The organism is Streptomyces capparidis, assembly GCF_054782095.1.
In genome coordinates, this window is record NZ_BAAGTD010000058.1 from 1 (window position 1) to 25492 (window position 25492).

General features: G+C 75.2%; 21 protein-coding genes. 16 read left to right on the forward strand and 5 right to left on the reverse strand.

All coding sequences use genetic code 11. The features are described from left to right. Positions 1-184: 184 nt before the first annotated feature. Entirely contained in the window at positions 185-781 is a 597-nt protein-coding gene (locus tag ACYVO2_RS32225) for a TetR/AcrR family transcriptional regulator (protein ID WP_461011621.1), read from the reverse strand. A gap of 43 nt (positions 782-824) precedes the next feature. Next, positions 825-1709, reverse strand: coding sequence for an SCO6745 family protein (locus tag ACYVO2_RS32230; protein WP_461011645.1), 885 nt, complete (start codon positions 1707-1709; stop codon positions 825-827). A 275-nt stretch (positions 1710-1984) separates the two neighbouring features. Between ACYVO2_RS32230 and ACYVO2_RS32235 the strand changes: the two genes are divergently transcribed. Further along, entirely contained in the window at positions 1985-2872 is an 888-nt protein-coding gene (locus tag ACYVO2_RS32235; protein WP_461011622.1) for an NAD(P)-dependent oxidoreductase, read from the forward strand. On the opposite strand, the gene ACYVO2_RS32240 is transcribed toward ACYVO2_RS32235, so the two are convergent. After that, positions 2862-4199, reverse strand: coding sequence for an SGNH/GDSL hydrolase family protein (locus tag ACYVO2_RS32240; protein WP_461011623.1), 1338 nt, complete (start codon positions 4197-4199; stop codon positions 2862-2864). The two genes, ACYVO2_RS32235 and ACYVO2_RS32240, sit on opposite strands and share 11 nt — an antisense overlap. A 411-nt stretch (positions 4200-4610) precedes the next feature. Between ACYVO2_RS32240 and ACYVO2_RS32245 the strand changes: the two genes are divergently transcribed. The 9 genes from ACYVO2_RS32245 to ACYVO2_RS32285 all read left to right on the forward strand — a co-directional run bounded on the left by ACYVO2_RS32245 (position 4611) and on the right by ACYVO2_RS32285 (position 14274). Next, positions 4611-4844 (forward strand): hypothetical protein, encoded by a 234-nt coding sequence (locus ACYVO2_RS32245; RefSeq protein WP_461011624.1) that lies wholly within the window; start codon positions 4611-4613, stop codon positions 4842-4844. Positions 4845-5090: 246 nt separating this feature from the next. Beyond that, positions 5091-5840, forward strand: coding sequence for a class I SAM-dependent methyltransferase (locus ACYVO2_RS32250; protein WP_461011625.1), 750 nt, complete (start codon positions 5091-5093; stop codon positions 5838-5840). A gap of 181 nt (positions 5841-6021) precedes the next feature. After that, on the forward strand, positions 6022-6756 hold the full coding sequence (locus tag ACYVO2_RS32255) for a FadR/GntR family transcriptional regulator (RefSeq protein WP_461011626.1): 735 nt from the start codon (positions 6022-6024) through the stop codon (positions 6754-6756). Beyond that, positions 6753-8213, forward strand: coding sequence for an amino acid permease (locus ACYVO2_RS32260; RefSeq protein ID WP_461011627.1), 1461 nt, complete (start codon positions 6753-6755; stop codon positions 8211-8213). Before ACYVO2_RS32255 ends, ACYVO2_RS32260 begins: the two co-directional genes overlap by 4 nt. Positions 8214-8290: 77 nt before the next feature. Then, positions 8291-9343, forward strand: a complete 1053-nt coding sequence (locus ACYVO2_RS32265; protein WP_461011628.1) for an asparaginase — start codon at positions 8291-8293, stop codon at positions 9341-9343. A gap of 47 nt (positions 9344-9390) precedes the next feature. Then, positions 9391-10827 (forward strand): aspartate ammonia-lyase, encoded by a 1437-nt coding sequence (gene aspA, locus ACYVO2_RS32270; RefSeq protein WP_461011629.1) that lies wholly within the window; start codon positions 9391-9393, stop codon positions 10825-10827. A 57-nt stretch (positions 10828-10884) separates the two neighbouring features. Then, entirely contained in the window at positions 10885-11109 is a 225-nt protein-coding gene (locus tag ACYVO2_RS32275) for a hypothetical protein (protein ID WP_461011630.1), read from the forward strand. Positions 11110-11242: 133 nt separating this feature from the next. After that, entirely contained in the window at positions 11243-12169 is a 927-nt protein-coding gene (locus ACYVO2_RS32280) for a hypothetical protein (protein WP_461011631.1), read from the forward strand. Positions 12170-12630: 461 nt separating this feature from the next. Further along, positions 12631-14274: a cellulase family glycosylhydrolase gene (locus tag ACYVO2_RS32285; protein ID WP_461011632.1), complete on the forward strand. Its 1644-nt coding sequence runs from the start codon at positions 12631-12633 to the stop codon at positions 14272-14274. A gap of 72 nt (positions 14275-14346) precedes the next feature. On the opposite strand, the gene ACYVO2_RS32290 is transcribed toward ACYVO2_RS32285, so the two are convergent. Then, on the reverse strand, positions 14347-14904 hold the full coding sequence (locus ACYVO2_RS32290) for a TetR/AcrR family transcriptional regulator (RefSeq protein ID WP_461011633.1): 558 nt from the start codon (positions 14902-14904) through the stop codon (positions 14347-14349). 65 nt (positions 14905-14969) lie between these two features. Between ACYVO2_RS32290 and ACYVO2_RS32295 the strand changes: the two genes are divergently transcribed. From ACYVO2_RS32295 to ACYVO2_RS32315, 5 genes are all read left to right on the forward strand, one after another. Then, entirely contained in the window at positions 14970-15947 is a 978-nt protein-coding gene (locus ACYVO2_RS32295; protein WP_461011634.1) for a DsbA family oxidoreductase, read from the forward strand. Positions 15948-16101: 154 nt separating this feature from the next. After that, complete coding sequence (locus ACYVO2_RS32300; RefSeq protein ID WP_461011635.1) at positions 16102-16302, forward strand: DUF4236 domain-containing protein; 201 nt, start codon at positions 16102-16104, stop codon at positions 16300-16302. 98 nt (positions 16303-16400) lie between these two features. After that, positions 16401-17273 carry a GNAT family N-acetyltransferase gene (locus ACYVO2_RS32305; RefSeq protein ID WP_461011636.1) on the forward strand — a complete coding sequence of 291 codons (873 nt, stop codon included), beginning with the start codon at positions 16401-16403 and terminating at the stop codon, positions 17271-17273. Between the two features lie 187 nt (positions 17274-17460). Next, the gene (locus ACYVO2_RS32310; RefSeq protein ID WP_461011637.1) at positions 17461-17676 is read left to right on the forward strand and encodes an EF-hand domain-containing protein; all 216 of its coding nucleotides are present in this window, start codon (positions 17461-17463) and stop codon (positions 17674-17676) included. 254 nt (positions 17677-17930) lie between these two features. Then, entirely contained in the window at positions 17931-18686 is a 756-nt protein-coding gene (locus ACYVO2_RS32315; protein WP_461011638.1) for an NPP1 family protein, read from the forward strand. A 65-nt stretch (positions 18687-18751) separates the two neighbouring features. Here ACYVO2_RS32315 and ACYVO2_RS32320 read toward each other — a convergent pair whose 3' ends face one another. Then, positions 18752-22600: an nSTAND1 domain-containing NTPase gene (locus ACYVO2_RS32320; RefSeq protein ID WP_461011639.1), complete on the reverse strand. Its 3849-nt coding sequence runs from the start codon at positions 22598-22600 to the stop codon at positions 18752-18754. A 1012-nt stretch (positions 22601-23612) separates the two neighbouring features. Here ACYVO2_RS32320 and ACYVO2_RS32325 point away from each other — a divergent pair. Continuing rightward, positions 23613-25475, forward strand: a complete 1863-nt coding sequence (locus ACYVO2_RS32325) for a glycosyl hydrolase family 18 protein (RefSeq protein ID WP_461011640.1) — start codon at positions 23613-23615, stop codon at positions 25473-25475. Positions 25476-25492: the final 17 nt, after the last annotated feature.

Here is a 25492-nt window from a genome sequence, read left to right on the forward strand (position 1 = left end):
CCCGGCCTCCGCGGCCCGCCGCTGCCGCCGAGGGGCGCGGCCCTACGCCCGCTGGGCCGGGCGCCGCCGCCTCGTCGCCGCCGACCAGTTCCTGCGGGGCGCCTGCTACGCCGCGGGCGCCACCGCGGTGAGCCTGCTCGCCCTGTGGCTGCGCACCCGCTGAGCCCGCCGCCGCGGGCGGAGGTCAGGACGGCGGGACCACCGCGCCGTCCAGCACCGGGGCCAGCTCGGTGACGACGGCGTCCAGTGGGCCGGTGTCCCGGTGGGCGCGCGCCAGCACGATGGCGCCCTCCAGCGCGCTGATCATCACCACGGCGAGGGAGTCGGCCCGCGCGGGGGGCACGCCCATCCCGGCGAGGGCGTCCCGCACCGGCCGCTGCCAGGTCAGGAAGGCGCTGCTGGCCGCCTCCCGCAGGCCGTCGCTGACCGCGGCCGTGTCCGTGGTGGCCGCGGCGACCGGGCACCCGCGGTCGAACCCGGAGCGGGTGAACTCGGTGCGCCACTGGTCGGCCATCGCGGCGAACAGGCCGGACGGGGTGGGCGGCTCCAGGGCCGCCATGAAGTGCGCGACCCGGCCCGCCGCGAACTCGCCGGCCCAGCCGATCGCCTCCCGCACCAACTGCTCCTTGCCGCCGGGAAAGTAGTGCTGGAGCGAGCCGCGGGGCGCCTCGGCGCGGGCGACGATCTCCCGCAGACCGGTGGCGCTCACCCCTTGGGCGCGGATGAGCTGGGCGGCGCTGTACACGATCCGCTCGCGTGGCGACCACTGCCTGCGCGCCATCGCCTCTCCCTGCCGCCGTTGCCCCGCGCCGCCGTTCCGGCTGTCATCGTAGGGGGTCGGGCCGGCCGCCCCCGTCCCCCCGCTCCCGCGGCAGCCCACCGCTGAGACCCACCGGGTTGCCCGCGGGGATCAGCCCCGAGCGCAGCACCGTCCCGGCCAGCGGCGCCAGCAGCTCGCCCAGCCGCACGGCGGAGTCCCGGCCCAGGGCCCGCCAGGGCCGCTCGGCGGCGTCGTCGGTCGCCTGCTCGACCGCGGCGCGCCCGGCCGCGCCCGCCGCGGTGAGGCGCCCCTGCCCGTCCAGCCACCCGCGCTCCCGCAGTTCCGCCCCGGCGGCCCGCCACCGCGGCACGTCCCACTTGCGGCCCTCGCGCAGCAGCTCGCCGTCCGACTCCCCGGCGGCGGCCTTGAGCACCATCGCGGCCACCGGCCCGACACCGTGGGCGACCAAGGCCGCGACATGCCCGTCGCCGCGGTGCTCGCGCAGCGTGGTGCACGCCTGCCACAGCCGCAGGTGGGGCTCGGCGGGGCGGGGCAGCGCCTGGTTGGCCGCGCCGAGCACCCGGCCCTCGGTGTCGGCGGCCTCGGCGGCCCGCCAGGCCAGGTCGGCGGCCTCGGCCAGTTCCGGGCCGTCGATCGCGTCGGCGCCGAGCAGCCGCCGCGCGGCGCCGTCCACCGCCCGCAGCCGGGCCGCCAGCACCCGCTCCGGAGTGGCGTACTTCCAGGCGTCCGGTATCGCGCGCGCCACCCGCTCGGGGTGGAAGACGTAGAACGCGCTGTTCACCACGGCGCCGCCGACCGGGCCCAGTGGCGCGGCGCGCAGGGCGAAGTACCCCATCCAGAAGCCGCGCAGCCCGGCGGCGTCCGCCTCCCGCCGCGCCTCGGGGGTGAAGTACACCAGGTCGTGCACCGGCTCGTAGCGCTCCCACATCCAGCGGGCGAGGCCGCCTTCCACGCCGGTTCTCGCGTCGGCTCGCACATCGGCTCCCACGGTGTCCGTGGCGCGTCCGCCCTTGACCATGACGGCTGTCATAGCCAAGCATGGGTCATGACAGTCGTCATAACAACACCGCCGGCGCGGCCCGCGCCGTGCGGTGGTACCCGTCCCCGGACCGGCCGGGCGGCGGTGCGGCAAGCGAGGCGGGACGGCGCCGCGGCGGAGCTCCGCCGCGCCCTTCCCCTTCCCTACGTGGTGAGGCGAGTTTCATGACGGTCGACGTACCCGCGAAGGTCGGGTTCCTCGGGCTCGGGCTGATGGGGGAGCCCATGGCGCTCAACCTCGCCAGGAGCGGCACGCCCCTGGTCGTCTGGAACCGGAGCCCCGCCAGGTGCGCGGCCGTGCGCGCGGCCGGCGCCGAGGTCGCCGCCGACCCCGCCGAGGTGTTCCGCACCTGCGCCACGGTGTTCCTCATGCTCGCCGACGAGCCGGCCGTCGACGCGGTGCTCGGGCGGCGCGGCTCCGCCTTCGGCGTCGGCGTCGCGGGGCGCACGGTCGTCCACATGGGCACCACCGCGCCCGGCTGGTCCAGGGCGCTGGGCGCGGACGTCGAGGCCGCGGGCGGCCGGTACGTGGAGGCGCCGGTCTCCGGCTCCCGCGGGCCCGCGCGGGACGGCACCCTGGTCGCGATGCTCGCGGGCGACGGCGCGGCGGCCGAGGCCGTGCGGCCGCTGCTCGCGCCGATGTGCCGGGACGCCGTGTACTGCGGGCCGGTGCCCGGCGGGCTGCTGATGAAGCTGTCCGTCAACATCTTCCTGATCACCATGGTGACCGGACTCGCCGAGGCGGCGCACTTCGCGGCCAGGCACGGCCTGGACATGGACCGCTTCCTGGCCGTGCACGACGCGGGCCCCATGGCCAGCGACGTGTCCCGGGCGAAGCTCCGCAAGATCGTGACCGGGGACTACTCCGCGCAGGCCGCCGCCGACGACGTGCTGAAGAACAACCGGCTGATCCACCAGGCGGCGCGGGAGGCCGGACTGCCCTCCCCGCTCCTGGCGGTCTGCCACGACCTGTTCGACCGCACGGTGGCCCTGGGCGAGGCCAAGTCGGACATGGTGGCGGTGCTCAAGGCCATCGAGGCGCTCACCGAGTGAGCCCCGCGGACCCCGGGCCGAACAGCCGCGGCGGCACGGCGTCCGCCAGCGCCCGGTAGCCGACCGGGTTCAGATGCAGGTGGTCACCGGTGTCGTAGGCGGGCAGCAGCCGCCGCGGCTGGTCCGGGTCCCGGGCGGCGCGGTCGAAGTCGAGCACCGCGTCGAACCGGCCGCTGGTGCGGATCCACTCGTTGACGGTCTCCCGGGCGCGCTCCCGGTGCCCGTCCGGGTCGTCGTAGTTGGTGTTGCCGCCGAACGGCGTCAGCGTCGCGCCGTACACCCGCAGGCCCTTGGCGTGGGCCCGCAGCACGATCTGGTCGTAGGCCGTGATCAGGTCCTGCGCCACCCGCCGCTGGGCCTGTTCCGTGGCCTCGGCCGTGCCGATGTCGTTGACGCCCTCGTAGACCACCAGCCAGGTGGCGCCGCTGCGGGCGAGCACGTCGCGGTCCAGCCGGGCCAGGGCCGCCGGGCCGAGGCCGTCGTTGAGCACCCGGTTGCCGCCCAGCGCCTGGTTCACCACCGCGACGCCCTGGGTGGGCCGCCGCGCGTGCAGGCGCTCCAGCAGTTGGTCCGGCCAGCGGTCGTTCCCGTTGGTGGTGGAGCCCCGGCCGTCGGTCAGCGAGTCGCCCAGCATCACGGCCGACCCGGTGCCGCGCCCGGACCACACCTCCACGCCGCTGAGGAAGTACCAGTGGTCCACGGGCGTGGCGCCGGGCAGGTCGGTGTCCCGGACGTGGTCGCCCCGCAGCAGGTGCGAGGTGGTGCGCGAACCGGGGTGCGAGGTGACGTCCTCGGACGCCTGGCCCTCGGCCAGGTACACCGTCACCGTCAGGTTGGTGCGGGGCTCGACCGCGAAGTCCAGCGGGTCGGACACCATGTGCGTGCCCTTCGGCACCACCACCGAGGACCTGCCGTGGAACGTCACCGGCCGGGAGCTGCCCGGGCGGATGGCGCTGACTCCGGCCCGCCCGTCGGCGGGGAGGGCCACCGAGACGGATGTGATCGGCAGCGGCGCGCCGCCGAAGGCGTTCGACAGGTGCAGCCGCACCCGGTCGCCGCCCAGCGAGACGTGCACGGTCTGGCGCAGCGTGGTGTCCGCGAGGACCAGGCCGTCCTGGGTGAACGGCGCGGGCGGCATGTTGTGCGGCTCCGTCAACTGCGGGGCCGCCGTCCAGGTGTCCACCCAGTGTCCCCGCGCGGACGCGGCGGGGACGGCCTCCCCGGGGCGCGGCCCCGGAGCCGTGTGCCCCACGGCCGTGGACAGGGCGGCCGCGGCGGCGAGGAGCGCCGCGACGAGCAGGCCGACCAGCGGCGAGATCCGGTTCATGGCTCGGGCACCCTCCGTCGCAACTCCCCGCGGGGTCCGGCCGCCACCGGCCCGCCGCGGCGCATGACACGAACTCAGGCGGGCACCCACGCCACTTCCGCCCCGCCGCGAGCGAAGCTAAGCCGGTCGAGTTCCCCCGTCAAGGCGGCGGCAGGCTTTTTTGAACGAGTCCGGACAAACCGGGGTAATGCCCCGCGGTGACGGCGGGGCGCGGCCGGCCGGGGCCGTTGGTGTGAACGGGCGCCCGGGTCAGCGGTGCTGCGGCCGGGTCGCCGGGCCGAGCGGTTACGGTCGGCGTGTTCCCAGGTGGCGCACGGTCCCGGTGGTCGGGTGCCCTGTCGCGAGCGGACGGCGGGGGCGCCGCACGACCGTGAGCCCCGGTCCATCCACGACAGGCAAGGACGGTCCACCATGGCCAGCAGCACCGAGACCGGCGAGGTCACCGGCACCAAGGACAAGGACTACAACCTCATCTGGTACGTCGAGAGCTGCCTCAACAACGCCCTGCGCCTGGAGACCTACGTCCAGGACGCGGAGCGGGCGGGCGACCAGGAGCTGGCGGAGCTGTTCCGCAAGGCCCAGGCCGACAGCCGCAAGGGCGCCGAACTGGGCAAGCAACTGCTGCGCGGCCGCCTCGGCGCCTGACCCGGAGGCGGGCGGGCGCCGCGGGGAACCGCTCGGGAAAGTGCGCCCGGCGCGCCCGGAACCGCCCCCGCGACGGGCCCGCGCGGGGGCGCCCGCGGCCTTTCCCCCGTCCCCCCGCCGGGGGTGCCGCCCGCCCCGCCCGGGCCCCGCACACGGCCCGCCGACGGATCCCGCTCACCCAGGCTGACCTGGGCATTCACCTCGTCCGCCCCTACGATTCCCGCATCGCTGAAAGGGGATCGGACGATGGACCGGAACATCCGCACCGTCGAGGACGTGCTCCAGCTCCTGGACGGCCTGTTCACGCCGGAGGCGGACCGCTGGTCGGCCGGCGCGGCCGGCTGGTGGGACGACTTCTACACCGACCGCTCCCGGCCGGTGCCGTTCTTCGCGGCGAAGCCGGACGAGAACCTGGTCGCGTACCTCGACCGGGGCCTGATCCCCCCGGGCCGCGCCCTCGACCTGGGGTGCGGCCCCGGCCGCAACGCGCTCCACCTCGCCGCGCGGGGCTTCGAGGTGGACGCCGTGGACCTTTCCCCGGCGGCCGTCGCCTGGGCGGAGGAGCGGGCCCGCGAGGCCGGGGCCGAGGTCCGCCTCCACCGCGGCGACGCGTTCGCCCTCGCCTCCTCCGGTGCCCTCGGCGGCCCGTACGACCTGGTGTACGACTCGGGCTGCTTCCACCATCTCCCGCCCCACCGGCGGGTCAGCTACCTGTCCCTGCTGGACCGTGTGCTCGCGCCCGGCGGCGCGTTCGCGCTCACCTGCTTCGCGGCCGGGGCCATGGGTTCCGAGCTGTCCGACGCCGACTTCTACCGGCAGGCCCGCCTGGACGGCGGCCTCGCCTACACCCCGGAGTCGCTGCGCCGGATCTTCGCGGACCTGACCGAGGTGGAGCTGCGCCGCATGCGCGACGAGCCGCCGGGGTCACCCCGCTTCGGCGAGCCGTTCCTGTGGACGGCCCTGTTCCGCCGCGGCCCCGGGCCCGCCCCGGCCTGACCGCGCCGCCGCCCTCACCCCCGGACCCGCCGCCGCCCGTCGCGGGCGCCCGGCCGGTGAGGCGCGCGTCACACCGGACCCGCCAACACCCCCTGACCAGGCCCGTGGTCCTCCGCACGCCCGGCCGTCGCCGCCCGGCGGGCCTTGACACCCGCGCGCGGCCCCCCGCAGGATGCCTCGCGTGAACCTGTCAGACAGCCAGACAGGTGGGGCGGTGCCCCGTCGTGTCAGCGCGATGGAAGCGGTCCTCACCCACCTCCGCTCCGCCATCGAGCGGGGAGAATACGCCATAGGGGACAAGCTCCCCTCCGAGGCCGAGCTGTGCCGCGCGCTCGGGGTCAGCCGCCCGCTGCTGCGCGAGGCGCTGCGCGCCCTCCAGGTGATGGGCCTCACCGCCTCACGGACCGGCAAGGGCACGTTCGTGATCTCCAACGGGCCGGCGCAGAACCCCACCTTCGGCGACTACTCGGCGAGCGACCTGCTGGAGGTCCGGCGGCACGTCGAGATCCCGATGGCCGGGTACGCGGCCGTGCGCCGCACCCCGGAGGACCTCGACCGCCTCCAGCACCTGCTGGAGCGCATGGAGCGGGAGACCGACACCACGGCGTGGGTGGCGATGGACACCCTCTTCCACATCACCGTGGCCCAGGCGGCGCGCAACCCGGTGTTCCGCAAGGTCATCGAGGAGATCCGGGACGCGCTCGCCCGGCAGTCCGCGTTCCTCAACGACATCGGCGGCCGCCGCGAGCGCTCCAACCTCGAGCACCGGGCGATCGTCGAGGCCCTGATCGAGGGCTCCCGGCAGGAGGCCGTGGACGCGATGAGCCACCACTTGGAGTGCGTCGAGTCCACCCTCACCTCCATCGTGCGGGCCGATCCCACCGAACCACCGAAAGAAGACGGAAGCCAGGCATGAGCAAGCAGAGCCTGCTGCGAGAAGAGCCCCGGAAGACCCCGGCCGCGCACGTCGACGCGGGCGACGCCGGCTACAGCAAGTCGCTGAAGGCCCGGCACATCAACATGATCGCCATCGGCGGCGCCATCGGCACCGGGCTGTTCCTGGGCGCCGGCGGGCGGCTCGTGGACGCCGGCCCCTCCCTGGCCATCGCCTACGCGGTCTGCGGCCTGTTCGCGTTCCTGGTGGTGCGGGCGCTCGGCGAACTCGTCCTGCACCGCCCCTCCTCCGGGGCGTTCGTCTCCTACGCGCGGGAGTTCCTCGGCGAGAAGGGGGCGTACACCGCCGGCTGGATGTACTTCCTGAACTGGGCGACCACCGGCATCGCCGACATCACCGCCGTCGCCACCTACACGCACTACTGGGGCATGTTCACCGACGTCCCGCAGTGGGTGATCGCCCTGATCGCCCTCGCGGTCGTGCTCATGGTGAACCTCATCTCCGTGAAGATCTTCGGTGAGCTGGAGTTCTGGTTCGCGATCGTCAAGGTCGGCGCGCTGGTGCTGTTCATGGCGATCGGCATCTTCCTCCTCGTCACCCGCCAGCCCGTGGACGGCCACACCCCCGGCCTGTCCGTGATCGGCGACCACGGCGGGGTGTTCCCGCACGGCCTGCTCCCGATGCTGCTGGTCGTCCAGGGCGTGGTGTTCGCCTACGCCTCGGTCGAGCTGGTCGGCGTCGCGGCGGGGGAGACCGAGGAGCCCGAGAAGATCATGCCGAGGGCCATCAACTCCATCATGTGGCGGGTGGCCCTGTTCTACGTCGGCTCCGTGGTGCTGCTGTCGCTGCTGCTGCCCTCGGACCTGTACTCGTCCGACGAGAGCCCGTTCGTGACCGTCCTGTCCAACATCGGCGTCCCCGCCGCGGGCGGCGTGATGAACCTCGTGGTGCTCACCGCCGCCATGTCCAGCCTCAACTCCGGTCTGTACTCCACCGGCCGGATCCTGCGCTCGATGGCCATGGCAGGGTCCGCGCCCCGCTTCACCGGCGTGATGAGCCGCACCCAGGTCCCCTACGGCGGCATCCTGCTCACCTCGTCCGTCTGCGTGCTGGGCGTCGGGCTGAACTACGTCGTGCCCAGCCAGGCGTTCGAGATCGTGCTGAACTTCGCCGCGATCGGCATCCTCAGCACCTGGGCCATGATCATGGTCTGCCACCTGATCTTCTGGCGGCGGGCGCAGGCCGGCCTGCTCAGCCGGCCCGGCTACCGGCTGCCCGGCTCCCCGTACACCGAGGTCGTCACCCTGGTCTTCCTCGCCTCCGTCCTGGTGCTGATGTGGGCCGACGGCGGACCGGGGCGGCTCACCGTGATGGCGCTGCCCGCCCTCGCCGCCGCGCTGGTCGCCGGCTGGTTCTGCGTCCGCGGCCGGGTCGACGCCGTACGGGACGCCGCCGAGGCCGCCGGACCGGAGCGCTGACCCGCCCCGCGGTCACCGTCCCGCGCCACCGCCGCGCACCAGCACCAGCACCAGCAGTACCAGCACCGAAAGGAACCATGGACAACGCCACCTGGCAGCGCCCCGCCCCCGCCGCGGGGCGCGCCCCGCTGGAACCGCCCGCCGTCCGCGAACCCGCCCATGTGCCGGTGGCGCACGTGGTGCGCGCCGGCATCGTCGAGAGCGTCCACCACGGCTCGGTCGTGGTGCTGGACGCCGACGGCGGCGTGCGGTTCCGGGCCGGTGACATCGACGCCGCGTTCTACCCGCGCTCCGCGCTCAAGCCCGTCCAGGCCGTCGGCATGCTGCGCGCCGGGCTGCCCCTGGACGGCGAGCTGCTGGCGCTGGCCGCGGCCAGCCACTCAGCGCAGGAGCGGCACCTCGACGGCGCCCGCCGCATCCTGCGGGCGGCCGGCGCCACCGAGGCCGACCTGCGCAACGTCCCCGACCTGCCCCACGACCCCGCCGTGCGCGAGGAGTGGCTGCGCCGGGGCCTTTCCCCGTCCCGTCTCGCCCAGAACTGCTCGGGCAAGCACGCCGCGATGCTGCTCACCGCCAGGCTGCGGAACTGGTCCACCGGCGACTACCTCGACCCCGGCCACCCGCTCCAGCGCGAGATCGCCCGCACCGTGGAGGACCTCACCGGGCAGGCGATCGCGAGGGTGACGGCCGACGGGTGCGGCGCGCCGCTGTTCTCCGTCTCCCTGCGCGGGCTCACCCGCGCGGTCGCGCGGATCGCCGCCGCCCGCCCGGGCACGCCCGAGGCCCGGGTCGCCGACGCCGTGCGGCAGCACCCGGAGATGGCCGCGGGCACCGGCCGGGACGTGGTCCGCCTGATGCGGGCGGTGCCCGGCCTGCTCGCCAAGGACGGGTTCGAGGGCGTGCAGGTGGCCGCGCTGCCCGACGGCCGGGCCGTGGGCGTGAAGATCGCCGACGGCGGCGACCGCGCCCGGATGCCCGTCACCGCCGCGGCGCTCGCCCTGTGCGGGGCCGACCCGCGCGCCCTGGCCGACTTCACCGGCGCGCCGGTGCTCGGCGGCGGCGAGGTCGTCGGCGGCCTGCGCCCCGCGGGCCCGCTCGCCGCGGCCGTCCCGCCCCCGCCGGCCGCCTGACCCCGGCCGCGTCCCCCACCCACCACCAGCGAGGAACCACCCGGACGATGAACGCCAGCCATCGCATGGAACACGACCTGCTCGGCGAGCGCGAAGTGCCCGCGGACGCCTACTGGGGCATCCACACCCTGCGCGCCCGCGAGAACTTCCCCATCACCGGCACGCCCATCTCCGCCCACCCGCACCTGATCGACGCGCTCGCCGCGGTCAAGGAGGCCGCGGCGCGCGCCAACGAGGACCTCGGCCTGCTCGCCCCGGAGAAGGCCGACGCGATCGCCGCCGCCTGCCGCGAGATCCGCGACGGCCGCCTGCACGACCAGTTCGTCGTGGACGTCCTCCAGGGCGGTGCCGGGACCTCGACGAACATGAACGCCAACGAGGTGATCGCCAACCGGGCGCTGGAGATCCTCGGCCACGCCAGGGGCGACTACCGGCACCTGCACCCGAACGAGCACGTCAACCTCGGCCAGTCCACCAACGACGTCTACCCGACCGCCGTCAACGTCGCCACCGTCCTCGCGGCGCGGGAGCTGCTCGCGGCCATGTCCGTCCTGCGGGACGCCTTCGCCGCCAAGGCCGCCGAGTTCCGCGACGTGCTGAAGATGGGCCGCACCCAGCTCCAGGACGCGGTCCCCATGACGCTGGGCCAGGAGTTCTCCTGCTACGCGGTGATGCTGGACGAGGACATCAGCCGGCTGTCGGAGGCCGTCCTGCTCGTGCACGAGATCAACCTGGGCGCCACCGCCATCGGCACCGGGCTCAACGCCCCCGACGGCTACGCCGAGGCCGCCCGCCGCCACCTCGCCGACCTCACCGGGCTGCCGCTGGTGACCGCCGCCAACCTGGTCGAGGCCACCCAGGACTGCGGGGCGTTCGTGCACCTGTCCGGCGTGCTGAAGCGGATCGCCGTCAAGCTCTCCAAGAGCTGCAACGACCTGCGGCTGCTGTCCTCGGGCCCGCGCGCCGGGCTGAACGAGATCAACCTGCCCCCGGTGCAGGCCGGGTCGAGCATCATGCCCGGCAAGGTGAACCCCGTCGTCCCCGAGGTCGTCAACCAGGTGGCCTTCCAGGTCATCGGCAACGACGTCACCATCACCATGGCCGCCGAGGCGGGGCAGCTCCAGCTCAACGCGTTCGAGCCGGTGATCTGGCACGCGCTGGCGGAGAGCATCACCCACCTGCGGAACGCCTGCCTGGTGCTGGCCCGCCGCTGCGTGTCCGGGATCACCGCGAACACCGAGACGCTGCGCGCGGCGGTGGAGAACTCCATCGGCCTGGTCACCGCCCTGAACCCGCACATCGGCTACGGCGCCGCCACCGGCATCGCCAAGGAGGCGCTGGCCACCGGGCGGGGCGTGGCCGAACTCGTCCTGGAGAAGGGCCTGATACCGCCCGACCGGCTGGCCGAGCTGCTGCGCCCCGAGCAGCTCGCGGGCGCCGCCCCCACCGGGCCGGGGCGGCCCCCGGAGGGGGACCCGGCCTGACGCGCTTCCGCCGCCCCGGGCGCGTGACCGAACGCGCCCCGGGCTCGTTGGCCGGGCATGAAGAAAGCCCATATGATCATCGCCACCGGTCTGGCCGCCGCCGCGGCGGCCCTCACCGCTCCGAGCGCGTCCGCCGCCGTGCTGGACGCCTCCGCGAACGCCTCCGTGTACGGCGTCCACGTCGGGACGGACACCACCGTGATGAACTCGGTCCTGTTCGGGAACCGGACGCACCTCACGGCGGGCCCGGCCCACCTCCGGGCGCACCAGGCCATCCGCTGACCCTCCGTCCGGCCCGCCCCGGCCCCGCACGGCGCCGGGGCGGGCCGGACACCCGCGTCGCGGCCCCCGGCACCGCCGCCGGGCCGGTGCCCCCGCGGCCGGTGGCCTCACCGGTGGCCTAGGGTGTCGGGCCGTGACATCCCATGATCCAAGCACCCCGCCCGGCCCCGCCCCGCAGCCCGACCCCCACCTCCCGGTGCTGACCCGCCAGCAGGCCGACCGGCTGCGCGGCCTCGCCGCCGCGTACTTCGCCCGCCGCGGCACATCCGTCGCCGTGGACGGCGCGAGCCTGCGCACCGAGGACCGCCTCCTGGCGCTGGAGAACCTCGCCCACCTGTGCCGCTCGTCCGCCGACGACCGGTGGCCCGAGCTGGTCGACAGCCACTTCACCGCCCTGCTCGCCGTGAACCCCGACCCCGGCCCCGCCGACCAGGTGCTGCGCAACGCGTACCTGCGGCTCATACCGGACGACGCGCTGCCGCCCGAGGTGATGCGCGGCTTCAGCTACGTCCGCCCCGCGGCCGACGGGCTGCTGGAGGCGATCGCCCTCGACGAGCCCGACACCGTCCGGCTGCTGGACGACCGGGACGTGGCCGCCGTGGGCATGGAGCGGCTGCGCCCCGCCGCGCGCGCCAACCTGCTCGCCCTGCCGGTCGGGCACGAGACCGTGCGGGGCCAGGGCGGCGCGACGCTGCACGTCCTGCGCGGCCGGTCCCTGTTCGTGGCCGGGAAGGCGCTGGTGCTGGACGAGGTGATGCGCACGGTGCTGGGCCACGAGCCGCCGGACGAGGGCGCGCTGCTGGCCGTGCCCACCCGCCACCACCTCGCCTTCCACCCGATCGCCGACGGCCGGGTGGTCGACGCCGTCAACGACCTGGCGGGCTTCGGCCTGCGCACCTACCAGGACAATCCCGGCTCGCTCTCCCCCCGGGTGTACTGGTGGCACCGGGGCACCCTCACGTCCCTGACCGTCATCGACCACGCCACTCGGGTGTTCTCCATCGAGCCCCCCGAAGAGCTGATGGCGATCATGCGGCGCCTGCACGCGTCCGCGAGCTGACCCGGCGCTCCCGCGCCGTCCCGGCCGCTCGGTTCCGTCCCGGCCGCTGAGCGCCGCAGGCCCCGCCCGCGGCCGGGACCGCGCCGTCCACCTCCCGACACCTGCTCATTAACCGGTTCGTTGACGCAGTCGCAGCGGACCGCCGCAGGCGATGCGACTCCCGCCCATGTCCCGCATTTTCGGCAGTTGACGACCGAAGGCTCAGACCTTTACTCCCACCTGAACCGGTTCTGCGCAAAGCGTTGTGGTCCCCGCGGCCTCCTTCTACGCTGAGGTCCGCGCCGAACCCGGGGGAGGACGACCCCCGCGGTCCGGTCCGCGCCCCGTGGGCGTCCGCGGGGCCGCGTTCCCTGCGCCACTCGCGGACGGGCGCCCCGGCCGCCGCCACGCACCGCCCTGCATGGCGCACCCCCGCCCCTCCGCCCGGACCCACCGGGCCGGCACTCCACCGGGAGTCGGTCATGAGAGCACGGCACACCTGTAGATCCCGAACGGCCGCCGTCGCCGCGGCGCTCCTGGGCGTCCTGCTGTCGATGCTCGCGGTCTCACAGCCCGCGCACGCCGCCACGGGCCTGCACGTCGGCAACGGCCGGCTGCTCGAGGGCAACGGCAACGACTTCGTCATGCGCGGCGTCAACCACGCCCACACCTGGTACACCGACCGGACCGCCACGTCGCTGCGGGACATCAAGGCCCTCGGCGCCAACACCGTCCGGGTGGTCCTCAGCTCCGGGGACCGGTGGACCAGGAACGACACCGCCGACGTGGCCAACGTCGTCTCCCAGTGCAAGGCGAACCGGCTGATCTGCGTGCTGGAGGTGCACGACACCACCGGTTACGGCGAGCAGAGCGGCGCCGTCACCCTCTCCCGCGCGGCCGACTACTGGATCAGTGTCAAGAGCGCCCTGGACGGCCAGGAGAACCACGTCGTCGTCAACATCGGGAACGAGCCCTACGGCAACACCAACGCCTCCGGCTGGACCGCCGACACCAAGGCCGCCATCGCCAAGCTCCGCAACGCGGGCTTCCAGCACACCCTGATGGTGGACGCGCCCAACTGGGGCCAGGACTGGTCGTTCACCATGCGGGACAACGCCGCGTCGGTGTTCGCGTCCGACCCCGCGCGCAACACGGTGTTCTCCATCCACATGTACGGCGTGTTCGACACGGCCGCCGAGATCAGTGACTACCTGAACCGCTTCGTGGCCGCCAAGCTGCCGCTGGTGGTCGGCGAGTTCGGCCACAACCACTCCGACGGCGACCCCGACGAGAACGCCATCCTCGCCACCGCCCAGTCGCTCGGCATCGGCTACCTCGGCTGGTCCTGGAGCGGCAACGGCGGGGGCGTGGAGTACCTGGACATGGCGACCGGCTTCAACGCCTCGGCGCTGACCTCCTGGGGCCAGCGCATCTTCAACGGGACCAACGGCATCAAGGCCACCTCCAAGGAGGCCACCGTCTACGGCGGCGGCGGTGGCCCCGACATCGCGGCGCCCACCGCGCCCGGCACCCCCGCGGCCTCCGGCGTGACCTCCACCAGCGCCACGCTGTCCTGGGCCGCCGCCACCGACAACGTCGGGGTGACCGGCTACGACGTGGTCCGGGTCAACGGCTCCACGGAGACCGCGGCCGCCACCACCTCGGGCACCTCCGTCACGGTGACCGGGCTGAGCGCGGGCACCACCTACTCCTTCGCCGTCTACGCCCGCGACGCGGCCGGCAACCGCTCCCCGCGCTCGGCCGCCGTCTCGGTGACCACCACGACCGGCGGCGGCCCCGCCGCCTCCTGCGCCGTGGACTACCGGATCACCGGCCAGTGGCCGGGCGGCTTCCAGGCGGACGTCACCATCCGCAACACCGGCACCTCGGCGGTGCGGGGCTGGACGCTGGGCTGGAGCTTCACCGGCGGGCAGACCGTCACCAACCTGTGGGGCGGCACCGTCCGGCAGAGCGGCGCGGACGTGACCGTGACCTCCGCCGACTACACCGCCGCCATCCCGGCGAACGGCTCGGTGAGCATCGGCTTCACCGGCACCTCGACCGGCGGCAACCCCCGCCCCGCGGCGTTCACCCTGAACGGCGCGGCCTGCTCCGTGCCCTCCTGACCGCGCCCTTCCCCCCACCCGTGGCCCGCTCGCCGCACCGGTGAGCGGGCCGTGCGCCGTCCCGGGGACGGGTCAGCCGCGGAAGAGGCGCCAGAACGCGGCGGCCGCCTCCTCGGCGGGCACGGGCGAGTCGTCGGCGACCCAGTGGGCGAGGACGCCGACCAGGGCCCCGGCCAGATACGCGGCGTGTACGTCCGCCGGCACCCCGGCGGGCCCCGGCGGGCGCCTGCCGTCGCGGAACGCCGCGGTGAGCTCGGCCGTCAGGAGCTCCCGCATCCGCGCCCCGAACAGCGCGCTGCCCTGGGCGCCCAGCATCCGCCGGTACAGGGCGGCGCTGTCGGCGACGTGCCGGAACAGCCCGGTCAGCGGGGGAGGGGGCGCGTCGCGGTCCGCGTCCCTCGGGCACGCGGCCGCCGCCCGGGCCACCTGGGCCACGGCGTCCTCCATCGCGTCGGTCACCAGCGCGTCCACGTCCGGGAAGTGCTTGTAGACCGTGGCCCGGTTCACCCCGGCGAGCCGCGCGACCTCGGCCATGGTGATCGCGCCGGGCTCCTTGTCCGTGACCAGTTCGAGGATCGCGGTGCGCAGCCGGGCCCTGCTGCGCACCGCACGGGGATCGTGCACGTTCATGCCGTCCAACACTAGCCGACAGATGTCGCTTTACTGAGCGACAGTTGTCGATTAGTGTTCCGGACATGCGCATCGAAATATGGGCAGACGTGGTCTGCGCCTGGGCCTACATCGGCAAACGGCGTCTCGAGGCGGCCCTGCGGCGCCCGGGGGCGGCTCCCACCGCGGTGGAGGTGGTCTGGCGGCCGCTGAGGATCGACCCGGGCGCGCCCGCCCAGGCCGTCCCGCTGGAGGAGGCGCTGCGGGACCCGGTGGCGGACGAGGCCCTGCGCCGGTGCGCCCCCGGCCTGTCGCCCGAGGAGAACCGGGTGCGGGTCTCCCGGATCGCCGCCGAGGAGGGGATCGGGCCCCGCTGGGGCGCGGTGTGGCGGGCCAGCAGCCACGACGCGCACCGCCTGCTGGTCCTGGCGCTGGAGCACGGCGGCGCCCCGTTGCAGAACCGGGTGGCCGAGGAGGTGATGCGGGCGCACTTCGTCGAGGGCGCCGACATCAGCTCCCGCCGCGCCCTGGACGGCATAGCGGCCAGGTCCGGCTTCGCCGAGGGCGGCGCCCTGCTGGCCACCGGGGCGGGCGAGCGCGAGGTGCGGGAGCTGCTGCTGACCGGCAGGGCCCGCGGCATCGCCACCTCACCGACGCTCGTGGTCGGCAATCGCGCCCTCGCCGGTGCCCAACCGCCCGAGACCATGGCGGAGTTCCTCGCCGGTGGCGGCCCCGCGCGCCCGCTGCCCGAGGAGGTCAGGCGCCTGCGGGACGCCGAGTCGCTGCTGGAGCAGCGCGACGCGCTGGGCGCTCTCACCCTGCTCGAGCCCCTGCTCGACGCGCACGGCGGCGACCCCGGCGTCCTGCTGCTGGCGGCCCGCGCCTACTTCCACTCCGCCCAGCTCGCACGCGCCCGCCGGACCCTGGAGCGGCTGGTCGCCGACCGGCCGGACGACTCCTACGCCCGTCTCCTGCTCGGCCGCACCCTCCAGCGCCAGGGCCTGGCGGACCAGGCCGCACCCCACCTGAGGCTGGCCGCGGCCATGACGCCCGACTACGCGTGAGGGGGAGCGGCGGCGGCGCTCCCGTACGGGGGAGCGCCGCCGCGGCGCCCGGATCGGGCGCGGTCCCCCCCGCGGTGAAACGCCGTGCAGCGGGAAGGAGGCTGCTCGTGACACCCACGCAGTCCAGGGATCCGACCGCACAGGAGGTCCAGACGTGCCCGTCACCTTCCGCAAGTCGCTGCGCATCCTCCCCGGCGTGCGCCTGAACCTGAACGGCAGATCGTGGTCCATCACGGTGGGCAAGGGGAGGGGCCCCAGGCGCACCTGGTCGAGCACCGGCCGCCGCACCACCTCCATGGACCTGCCCGGCCCGTTCGGCTACCGCCGCACCAGGGGCCGCCGCACTTACCGCTGACCCGGCGCCCGCGGCCCCGCGCCGGGACAATCGCGACCGGCACCGCCCCGCTCCGCGCTACGCTGCGGCCCTCTGCCGCCGACGCCCGAGGAGCCCGGATGAGTGCGCAGTGGCGGACGCTGACGGAGCGGGACCTGGCGGCGGTGGCCGCGCTGGCCGGTCGGTGCGCCGCCGCCGACGGCGGGCTGCCGCTCACGGCGTCCGCGGACTTCCTGCGCCGGCGCTGGTTCGGGGACGGCGCGGTGGCCCTCGGCGCTCTCGGCGAGGACGGTCTGCTCGCGGCCGGCCGTGTGCGCACGGCTGACGGCGGGCCGGCCGCCTCCGGCCTGGTCGCCCCGGAGCGCCGGGGCCGCGGGCTGGGGGCGGACCTGCTGGACCGGCTGCTCCGCGAGGCCGGGCGCCGCCCCGGCCGGCCGCGCCTGGAGACGGAGTCGCTGACCGGCCCGGCCGCCGAGCTGTTCGCGGCGCGCGGCTTCCACCAGGTGTTCGCCGAGGACGTGCTCCGCCGCGACCTGCGCCTCCCGCTCCCGCTCGCGCCGCTGCCCGCCGGTGTGGTGACCCGGACGTGGGCCGACACGGGCGGGGCGGGTTTCCACGACGCGTACCGGGCGTCGTTCGCCGACCGTCCGGGCGGGCCCGGCCGCTCCGAGCGCGAGTGGCGGCGGTGGACGGCCGCCGAGGGCTTCCTGCCCGGCTGCTCGCTCGTGGCCCACGGCGCCGACGGCGCCGCCGCGGGGTTCGTGACCTGCGCGGAGGGCTTCCTCGTCCAGGTCGGCGTGGTGCCGCGGTGGCGGCGCCGGGGGCTGGCCAGGGCGCTCGCCGCCGCCGCTCTCGAGGGCATGCGCCCCGGCGGCGGCGAGGTGTTCCTCGACGTGAACGTGGACAACCCCGCCTCGGCCGCTCTCTTCCGCGGCCTCGGCTTCACCGCCGTCGCCAGGCGCGCCCGCTTCGAGCCCCGCCCCGGCGGCTGAGACGCGGGCCGCGCCCCGCCCCGCGCGGCCCGCCGACCGGACGCACACCACCCCGCCCCGGCCGGATGATCACGTTCAGGGCACCATTGCCCCGGGTGCCGCCAGGGGACGCGGCCGCGGCGGTTAGGGTACGCCGGGCGCCCAAGTGGCGGCACAGTGATCATTGTTCGCGAGGGAGGAGACTGTCGTGGCGGATATCGAGGCGGCCAAGGCGACGTTCGCGCGGTTCGACGCCAACCAGGACGGGCTGGTGACTCCGGAGGAGTTCAAGCACGCGATGGCCGAGATGGGCGATCCGTATGTCACGGGCCCGGTCGCGGAGGCCGTGATCGCGGCGAAGGACACCGACAAGGACGGCCTGCTGTCCTTCGAGGAGTTCTGGACGGCACTTCAGAAGAGCTGACGACCGCCGGAGAGGCGGGCGCCCCGGCCCTTCGCAGGCGGGGCGCCCGTGTTCGTTCGCCGCCCGCCCCTCCTCCTCGCGCCGCGCCCGCCCTCGCCGTGGCCGATCTTTCACCGCGCCGTCACCTGCTCGATGGCCAGTGCGCGGGCGAACGGGTAAAAACTGTTCTGCGCATGCCAAGCCGCCCCGGGCGCCACCCCGCGGACCGGCGCCGACCCACCCGCCCCGCGCGGGCGGACGAGCAGGAGGACGCAGTGAACAGAAGGTCGCTCGCCCGCAAGGCCCCACTCATCCTCGGCAGCGCCATCGCCCTGGTGATCGCCTTCCCCAGCAGCGCACTCGCCGTTCCTCCCACGGCACTGCCCGCCAACGCCGACAGCTTCGAGCGCACGTACCAGCCGGCCTACGACTACGACACCGACGGCTGCTACTCCACTCCCGCCATCGGCCCCGACGGGACCCTCAACCCCGGCCTCAACCCGTCCGGAGCCCTGAACGGCCAGTGCCGCGACGCCTCGGACCTCGACAACACCAACGGGTACTCCCGCTACAAGTGCAACAACGGCTGGTGCGCCGTCATGTACGGCCTGTACTTCGAGAAGGACCAGGCGACGATCGGCGGGCACCGGCACGACTGGGAGCACGTCGTGGTGTGGGTGCAGGACAACCAGGCCCAGTACGTGGCCACCTCCGCCCACGGCGCGTTCGTCGTGCACAGCCGCGACCGGATCCGCTGGGAGGGCACGCACCCCAAGATCGTCTACCACAAGGACGGCCTGAGCACGCACGCCTTCCGCGCCGCTAACGCCAACGACGAGCCGCCGGAGAACCACTACCGCACCTGGCAGTACCCCGCACTGGTCGGCTGGAACGGCTACCCCGCGGGCCTGCGCGACCGGCTCAGCCAGGCGGACTTCGGCAGCGCGAACTTCGGTCTCAAGGACGGCAGCTTCAACGCCCACCTCGCGAAGGCCAAGCCGGCCGGCATCCCGTTCGACCCCTACGCCTGACGCCCGACGGCGCGCGGCGGGCGGCACGGCGCCCGCCGCGCACCCCCACCGGGCGCAACCCCCCGTCAGCACACCTCCCGGTACGGCACCTCCGGCAGGTGCACCCGCCACTGTTCGCGGGTGAGCCCGCCCCCGGTGCGCCCGCACACGGAGACCGCGACCCGCCCCGGGTCCACGGAGTACCGCCGCAGCGCCACATGCGTCCCGGCCAGCAGCAGCGTCCGCCCGTCCCGGCTGAAGACCAGGTCCCGGATGGCCTCGCCGAAGGTGGGCACGAACGAGCCCACGGGGCGGGCGGTGGCCACGTCCCACAGGCGCAGGGTGCCCCGGGCGCCACCCACGGCGAGCATGCTCCCGTCGGGGGAGAAGGCGAGCGCCGTGACGGGATCGGCGTCCTGCCACGCCTCGTCCCGCACCGTCCCGGCGAGCACCCCGAGGCGCTGCCCGGCGTCCGCGTCCCACAGGGACACCCAGCCGGCCTCGTCCCCCGCCGCGAGGCGGTCGCCGACGGGGGAGAAGCCGAGGACCGTCACGGTCTCCGGGCTCAGCGGCCGGCTGAGGTCGCGGCCGGAGGGCAGCTCCGCCACCTGGCCGTGCACCGTCGCCAGCAGCCGCCCGTCGGGCCGCAGGAACAGGCCGCGCGAGGAGGGCGCCCGGCCCGGCCTCGGCGGCGAGGTGAGGCGGATGGACACGCGCACCCCCCGCCTTATGTCCCACTCCTCCCAGCGGCTCGCCCCGAACCGGTGCGCCAGCAGCCGCACGCCGCGCGGATCGAGGGCGATGCCCGCGACGGGCCGCTCCGCCACGTCGCCGGTGACGTCCAGGTACGCCTTCTGCCGCGGCCTGACGGTGTCCCAGATCCGCACCCGGACGCGGTGCCCGCGCCCGTCGGCGCCGCCGCGCGGAGCCGCCGCGTAGGCGAACCTCCTCCCGTCGGCGCTGAAGGCCGTCAGCACGGTGCACTCGCCCACCCGCGCCGGTGCGCAGGACACCGCAGGCAGCCGCAGCCGCCGACCACCCGCGCGGGTGGGCCGCAACTCGACCTCGAACCGGTCGCCCGCGCGCACCGCGCGCGCCAGCAGCCGGCCGTCCGGGCTCAACTGCGCCGCGTCCGCGTACTCCTCACGGCGCGGGGCGGCGGGGCCCCGCGCGAAGGACACGGTCCGCACCGCCAGGACGGCACCGCCGGAGGACGCCAGATAGCGGACCACGCCGCGCGCCGCGTCGATCCGCAACTGCGCGACCCGCTCCTGGCGCGGGGTGAACCGGAACACCTCGCGCGGCCGGCCGTCGATCCGCCACATCCGGATGCCGGTGTCACCGCTCACCGCCGCGTACCCGCCGTCCGCGCTGAACGCGAGCTCGCGCGGCGCCTCGGTGCGCAGCTCCGGCAGTTGTCCGCCGGTGGCGGTGTCCCACATCCGCACGGCGTCACCGGTGAGCACGGCGAACCGGCGGCCGTGCGGGCCGAACCGCATGGGACGCGGCGAGGAGCAGGCGCTCGGGGCGGCCGCCCGCACCCAGGGGGCGTCCACCCGCCGCCCGGCGCGCACGTCCCACACCTGGAAGCCGCCGGCGGCCGTGCACAGCGCCGCGAGCCGGTCGTCGGGGCTCACCGCCACCCGCGCCAGGCGCGCCCCGGCCCCCGGTGCCCCCGTGGGGGTGTCCCCCCGGTCCGCTCCGGCGCCCGCGTGCCGCACGAACCGCGGCCGCACCCCGCGTTCGAACAGCGGACGCCGGCGCTCGACGTCCCACAGTCGCAGCGACCCGTTCCCGGCGACGGTGACCGTCCGGCCGCTGGGGTTGAAGGCGGCGGAAACCGGTCCGCTCCCGCCGGCCGGCCGTAAGTCCGCGCCGACCGGATCGCCCGAGGACACATCGAACACCGAGACGGCGTCCTCCGAGCCAGCCAGCACTAGGCGGCCGTCGGGCGACACGTCCACCTGGCTGCCCGGCGGCAGGAACACCGACGCGGACGTGGCGGCCTCGCGCGCGGGGACGTCCCACCGCCGCAGCGGCGCGCCCGCCTTGAACGACTCTCCGGCGTTCGGGCTCAGCGTGGTCATGGTGCGGCCCTCGGCGCCGAGGAACACCTGCCCCGCGCCGACGTCGTCGGGCACCGGCAGCAGGTCCTGGTGCGCCTGGGTGGCCGCGTCGAACAGCGCCGCCCTGGTCTCCGCGGTGTCGCTGACCCGCCAGGCGGCCACGCTCAGCCGCATGGCCAGCACCGGGTCCGAGGCCCGCATCGAGGCGGCCAGGACGGCTATGCGGCGCGCGCCCGCCTCGGCGCGGCGGCGGTCGCCCTCCCGGTTCTCCTGCCACGCCACCACCCCCGCCAGCAGCGCGAGCACCACCACCGCGGCCACCGCCGCCACCGAGGCCCGATGGCGCCGGCGCTCCCGGGCGACGGCGGCCCGGCTGGCGAGGAGGAACTCCCGCTCGCCCGGCGCGAGGTCCACCGCGCCGCCGGGCGGGCCGAACGCCTCCAGCGCTTCCGCCAGGCGCAGCCCCCGGTACAGGGCGCCCGGATCCCGGCCCACCTCGCGCCACCCGTCCGCGGCCCGCGCCAGCCGGTGGCGCAGCACCAGCCGCCGCCGGTCCTCCTCGATCCAGCCGCGAAGCCGGGGCCAGGCCGACAGCAGCGCCTCGTGCGCCAGCTCGACGCCGTGTCCGTCCAGGGTGATCAGGCGGGCCCGGCACAGCCGCTCGAGCACCTGCCCGGCCCCGTCGCCCAGCGCAGCCTCCAGCTCGGCCCGGCCCGCGGGGCGGCGGGTGTCGGGCGCGCCCTCGCCCGGTGCGACCAGGCGCAGCAGCACCCGCCGGACCAGCAACCGCTGCTCCGGCGTCAGCCGGGCGTACAGCCCCTCGGCCGTCTGCGCGATCGCGCCGTGCAGCCCGCCCGCGGCACGGTACCCCTCCATCGTCAGCGTACGGCCGCGGCGGCGGCGCCAGGTCTCCAGCAGGGCGTGGGACATCAGCGGCAGCCCGCCCACGTCGCCGCCCGCCTCGGCGACCAGCGTCGCCGTCAGGGCCCGCTCCACGACCAGCCCCCGGGCGGCGGCCGGTTTCACCACGACCTGCCGCAACTCCTCCGCGCCCATCGGCCCGACCGGCACGCTCGCCCGGCTCAGCACCGCGGTCAGACCCCGGTGCCGCAGGCACCGGCCGTAGAAGTCCGCCCGCACGCCGAGCACCACCCGCAGCCGGCTGCCGGGGGCCTCTGCGGCGAGCAGCGCGTCGACGAACCCCTCCCGCTCGGCCGGGTCGGAGCAGAGGGTGAACACCTCCTCGAACTGGTCCACCACCACCCAGGTGTCGCCGTCGTCCGCGGCCGGGAGCAGCCGCTCGCGGTGCGTGGACCACGGCCGCGCGCCGGGCGTGAGGACCCGGATCGCCGCCGGGCGCGGCAGGCCCTCCCGGGCCTGCCGGAGCCGGGGGATGAGCCCGGCCCGCAGCAGCGAGGACTTCCCGCTGCCGGAGGGCCCGAGCACGGCGACGCACCGGCGGGCGAGGGCGAGTTCCACCAGGTCGTCCACGAGACCGTCCCGGCCGAAGAACAGCTCGCTGTCGCCCGGCTCGTACCGCGCCAGCCCCCGGTAGGGCGGGCCCGCGCCGTCCTCGTCGTCCTCGCCCGGCCCCGCCGCCCGCCGCTCCTCGTCGGCGGCGGCGCGCCACCGCCGCTCCCACTCCCCGCGGTCCCCGCCGCACGCCTCGGCGTACGCCAGCGCGACCGGGAGCGACGGCAGCTTCTCGCCCGAGGCCGCGGCGGCCAGGGCCGCCACCGAGTACCCGGCGTCCCGCGCCATCGCCCGGTAGGTGGGCCCGCCCGCCTCCTGCCGCAGCTTGCGCAACTCGAACGCGAACCGCTGCACCGGTCCCGCGGCCGGATCCACCGGTTTCTCACGACGCCCCACGCAGGACCCCCTCACCCGCGCCGGCGGCCCCCCGCCGCCGGGCGTGGCCATGTTACGCACCCTGTCTCCACCGCAAATCATGACAAACCGCCACGGATTGTTTGTCCACGCGCTGGCAACGGGTTGCTGGACAACTTCCGGACAACTGAACTCGAAGACCGAGGCGCGCCGAAGGGACGCCTCCGGGCGCACGCCGACCAGGACGCCCCCGCCCACCCCGAATCCCCCGGGCCGCGCCACGCGCCCCGGGCCCGGCGGCGTTCCGGCTCCCACCGACAGGTGTCGGTGAAGAGGGGAGGAGCCGGAACGCCGTCCCCACCGCCCGCCCGCCCCACCGCGTGACGCGGGCGGACCGCGGGCCGGGACGGCGGACCGGGACGGCGGGATGAGGCCGCGTCGTCCCGGCGCGTCGGCCCGTACGATCCGCGGCATGGGCCGCGTGCCGCCGTACCCGATCGGCCGCACCGGCGGCCCGCCGCCACGGGTCCGCCGCCACGGGTCCGCGCGGCCGCGCCGACGCGCCGACGCGCCGACGCGACGTCGGTGGCGCACCGCCTCGGTGGCGGCCGGCCGGGGATCCACTGGGAGGGCTTCGGGGGCCTCGGGTCTGCTGCGTGCCGCTGACCGACCCCGACCGGAGGCAGGCCGTCCCGGCGCGTGACGGGGTGGGGGCGGGCCGGGTGGCGGGCCCGTTGCCGCCGACTCGTGGTTAGTCGCGGGGGCGCCGCCGCCGGGACGGGGTGGCGGAGCGGAGGACGCGGGCCGAGCGGTCGCCCCGCGCGGTCGTGTGCCCCGGCGCCCGGGGTGCCGTCGGGTGAACGCGCGGAAAACCGTCCGTGGTCCAGACCTTGACCATTGGTCCAGACCTTTCCTACGCTGCTCGGCAGTGTGATGGGCATGACACGCGGCGGGTGACTCCGCCGCTCACCTCGCACGACGCGACCGCCTGACCTCGTCGGGCGGATCACGGACGCACAGGTCCCCGAACGTCCGTCCTCTCCCAGGAGCACCCTTGAGTACCGGAACCCCGCAACGCAGACGCAGCCGCATCCCCCGCACGAGAGCCGCCGCGGCGCTCACCGCGCTGCTGCTCCCCCTCGCCCTGATCGTCGGCCTCGCCGCCCCCGCCCACGCCGCGGAGGCCACCGCCACCTACACCAAGGTCGCCGACTGGGGCACCGGCTTCGAGGGCAAGTGGACGGTGAAGAACACCGGCACCGCGCCCCTGTCGAGCTGGACCGTCGAGTGGGACTACCCGTCGGGCACCGCGGTCACCTCCGCCTGGGACGCCGACGTCACCAGCACCCCGTCCGGCTCCGGCACCCACTGGACGGCGAAGAACAAGAGCTGGAACGGCCCGCTCGCCCCCGGCGCCAGCATCAGCTTCGGCTTCAACGGCACCGGCTCCGGCTCCCCCGCCAACTGCCGCGTCAACGGGGTGCCCTGCGACGGATCCCAGCCCGGCGACACCCCGCCCTCCGCGCCCGGCACGCCCACCCACAGCGGGCTGACCAACACCTCGGTCACCCTGTCGTGGAAGGCCGCCACCGACGACAAGGGCGTCAAGAACTACGACGTGTACCGCGGCTCCACGAGGATCGCCACCGTCACCGGCACCAGCCACACCGACACCGGCCTGACCGCGGGCACCACCTACTCCTACTCCGTGCGGGCCAGGGACACCGCCGACCAGGTCGGCCCGTCCAGCGGCGCCCTCACCGTCACCACCACCGGCGGCGACAACGGCGGAGGCGGCGGGAAGGTCAAGCTCGGCTACTTCATCGAGTGGGGCGTCTACGGCCGCAACTACCACGTGAAGAACATGGTCACCTCCGGCAGCGCCGCCAAGCTCACCCACATCAACTACGCGTTCGGCAACGTCACCTCTGACGGCAAGTGCGCCATGGGTGACGCCGAGGCCGCCACCAGCAAGTTCTACGACGCGGCCACCAGCGTGGACGGCGTCGCCGACACCTGGGACAACGGCGCGCTGCGCGGCAACTTCAACCAGCTCCGCAAGCTGAAGAAGATGTACCCGAACCTGAAGGTGCTGTGGTCCTTCGGCGGCTGGACCTGGTCCGGCAACTTCGGCCAGGCCGCCAAGAACCCGGCGGCGTTCGCCCAGTCCTGCTACGACCTGATCGAGGACCCGCGCTGGGCCGACGTGTTCGACGGCATCGACATCGACTGGGAGTACCCCAACGCGTGCGGCCTGAGCTGTGACACCAGCGGCCCGGCCGCGTTCCGGAACCTGTCGCAGGCGCTGCGCGCCAAGTTCGGCAACGGCAACCTGGTCACCGCCGCCATCACCGCCGACGCCACCAGCGGCGGCAAGATCGACGCGGCCGACTACGGCGGCGCCGCCCAGTACCTCGACTTCTACAACGTCATGACCTACGACTTCTTCGGCGCCTGGGACGCCGACGGGCCCACCGCCCCGCACTCGCCGCTCACCTCCTACAGCGGCATCCCCACCCAGGGCTTCGACTCCGACTCCGCGATCCGGAAGCTCAAGAGCAAGGGCGTCCCCGCGGCCAAGCTCAACCTCGGCATCGGCTTCTACGGCCGCGGCTGGACCGGCGTCACCCAGAGCGCGCCCGGCGGCAGCGCCACCGGCCCCGCGCCCGGCGCCTACGAGCAGGGCATCGAGGACTACAAGATCCTCAAGAACTCCTGCCCCGCCACCGGGACGGTCGCCGGCACCGCCTACGCCCACTGCGGCAACAACTGGTGGAGCTACGACACCCCCGCCACCATCGCCGGGAAGATGTCGTACGTGAAGAGCCAGGGCCTCGGCGGCGCGTTCTTCTGGGAGCTCAGCGGTGACACCGCCAACGGCGAGCTGATGACCGCGATCGACAGCGGCCTGAAGTAGCCCCCGCCCGGCACCCG

Bases quoted from the DNA above. Each gene is read 5' to 3' on its own strand.
- ACYVO2_RS32225 (WP_461011621.1), bottom strand. From the start codon at position 781: ATGGCGCGCAGGCAGTGGTCGCCACGCGAGCGGATCGTGTACAGCGCC.
- ACYVO2_RS32230 (WP_461011645.1), bottom strand. From the start codon at position 1,709: ATGTGGGAGCGCTACGAGCCGGTGCACGACCTGGTGTACTTCACCCCC.
- ACYVO2_RS32235 (WP_461011622.1), top strand. From the start codon at position 1,985: ATGACGGTCGACGTACCCGCGAAGGTCGGGTTCCTCGGGCTCGGGCTG.
- ACYVO2_RS32240 (WP_461011623.1), bottom strand. From the start codon at position 4,199: ATGAACCGGATCTCGCCGCTGGTCGGCCTGCTCGTCGCGGCGCTCCTC.
- ACYVO2_RS32245 (WP_461011624.1), top strand. From the start codon at position 4,611: ATGGCCAGCAGCACCGAGACCGGCGAGGTCACCGGCACCAAGGACAAG.
- ACYVO2_RS32250 (WP_461011625.1), top strand. From the start codon at position 5,091: ATGGACCGGAACATCCGCACCGTCGAGGACGTGCTCCAGCTCCTGGAC.
- ACYVO2_RS32260 (WP_461011627.1), top strand. From the start codon at position 6,753: ATGAGCAAGCAGAGCCTGCTGCGAGAAGAGCCCCGGAAGACCCCGGCC.
- ACYVO2_RS32265 (WP_461011628.1), top strand. From the start codon at position 8,291: ATGGACAACGCCACCTGGCAGCGCCCCGCCCCCGCCGCGGGGCGCGCC.
- aspA (WP_461011629.1), top strand. From the start codon at position 9,391: ATGAACGCCAGCCATCGCATGGAACACGACCTGCTCGGCGAGCGCGAA.
- ACYVO2_RS32275 (WP_461011630.1), top strand. From the start codon at position 10,885: ATGAAGAAAGCCCATATGATCATCGCCACCGGTCTGGCCGCCGCCGCG.
- ACYVO2_RS32285 (WP_461011632.1), top strand. From the start codon at position 12,631: ATGAGAGCACGGCACACCTGTAGATCCCGAACGGCCGCCGTCGCCGCG.
- ACYVO2_RS32290 (WP_461011633.1), bottom strand. From the start codon at position 14,904: ATGAACGTGCACGATCCCCGTGCGGTGCGCAGCAGGGCCCGGCTGCGC.
- ACYVO2_RS32295 (WP_461011634.1), top strand. From the start codon at position 14,970: ATGCGCATCGAAATATGGGCAGACGTGGTCTGCGCCTGGGCCTACATC.
- ACYVO2_RS32305 (WP_461011636.1), top strand. From the start codon at position 16,401: ATGAGTGCGCAGTGGCGGACGCTGACGGAGCGGGACCTGGCGGCGGTG.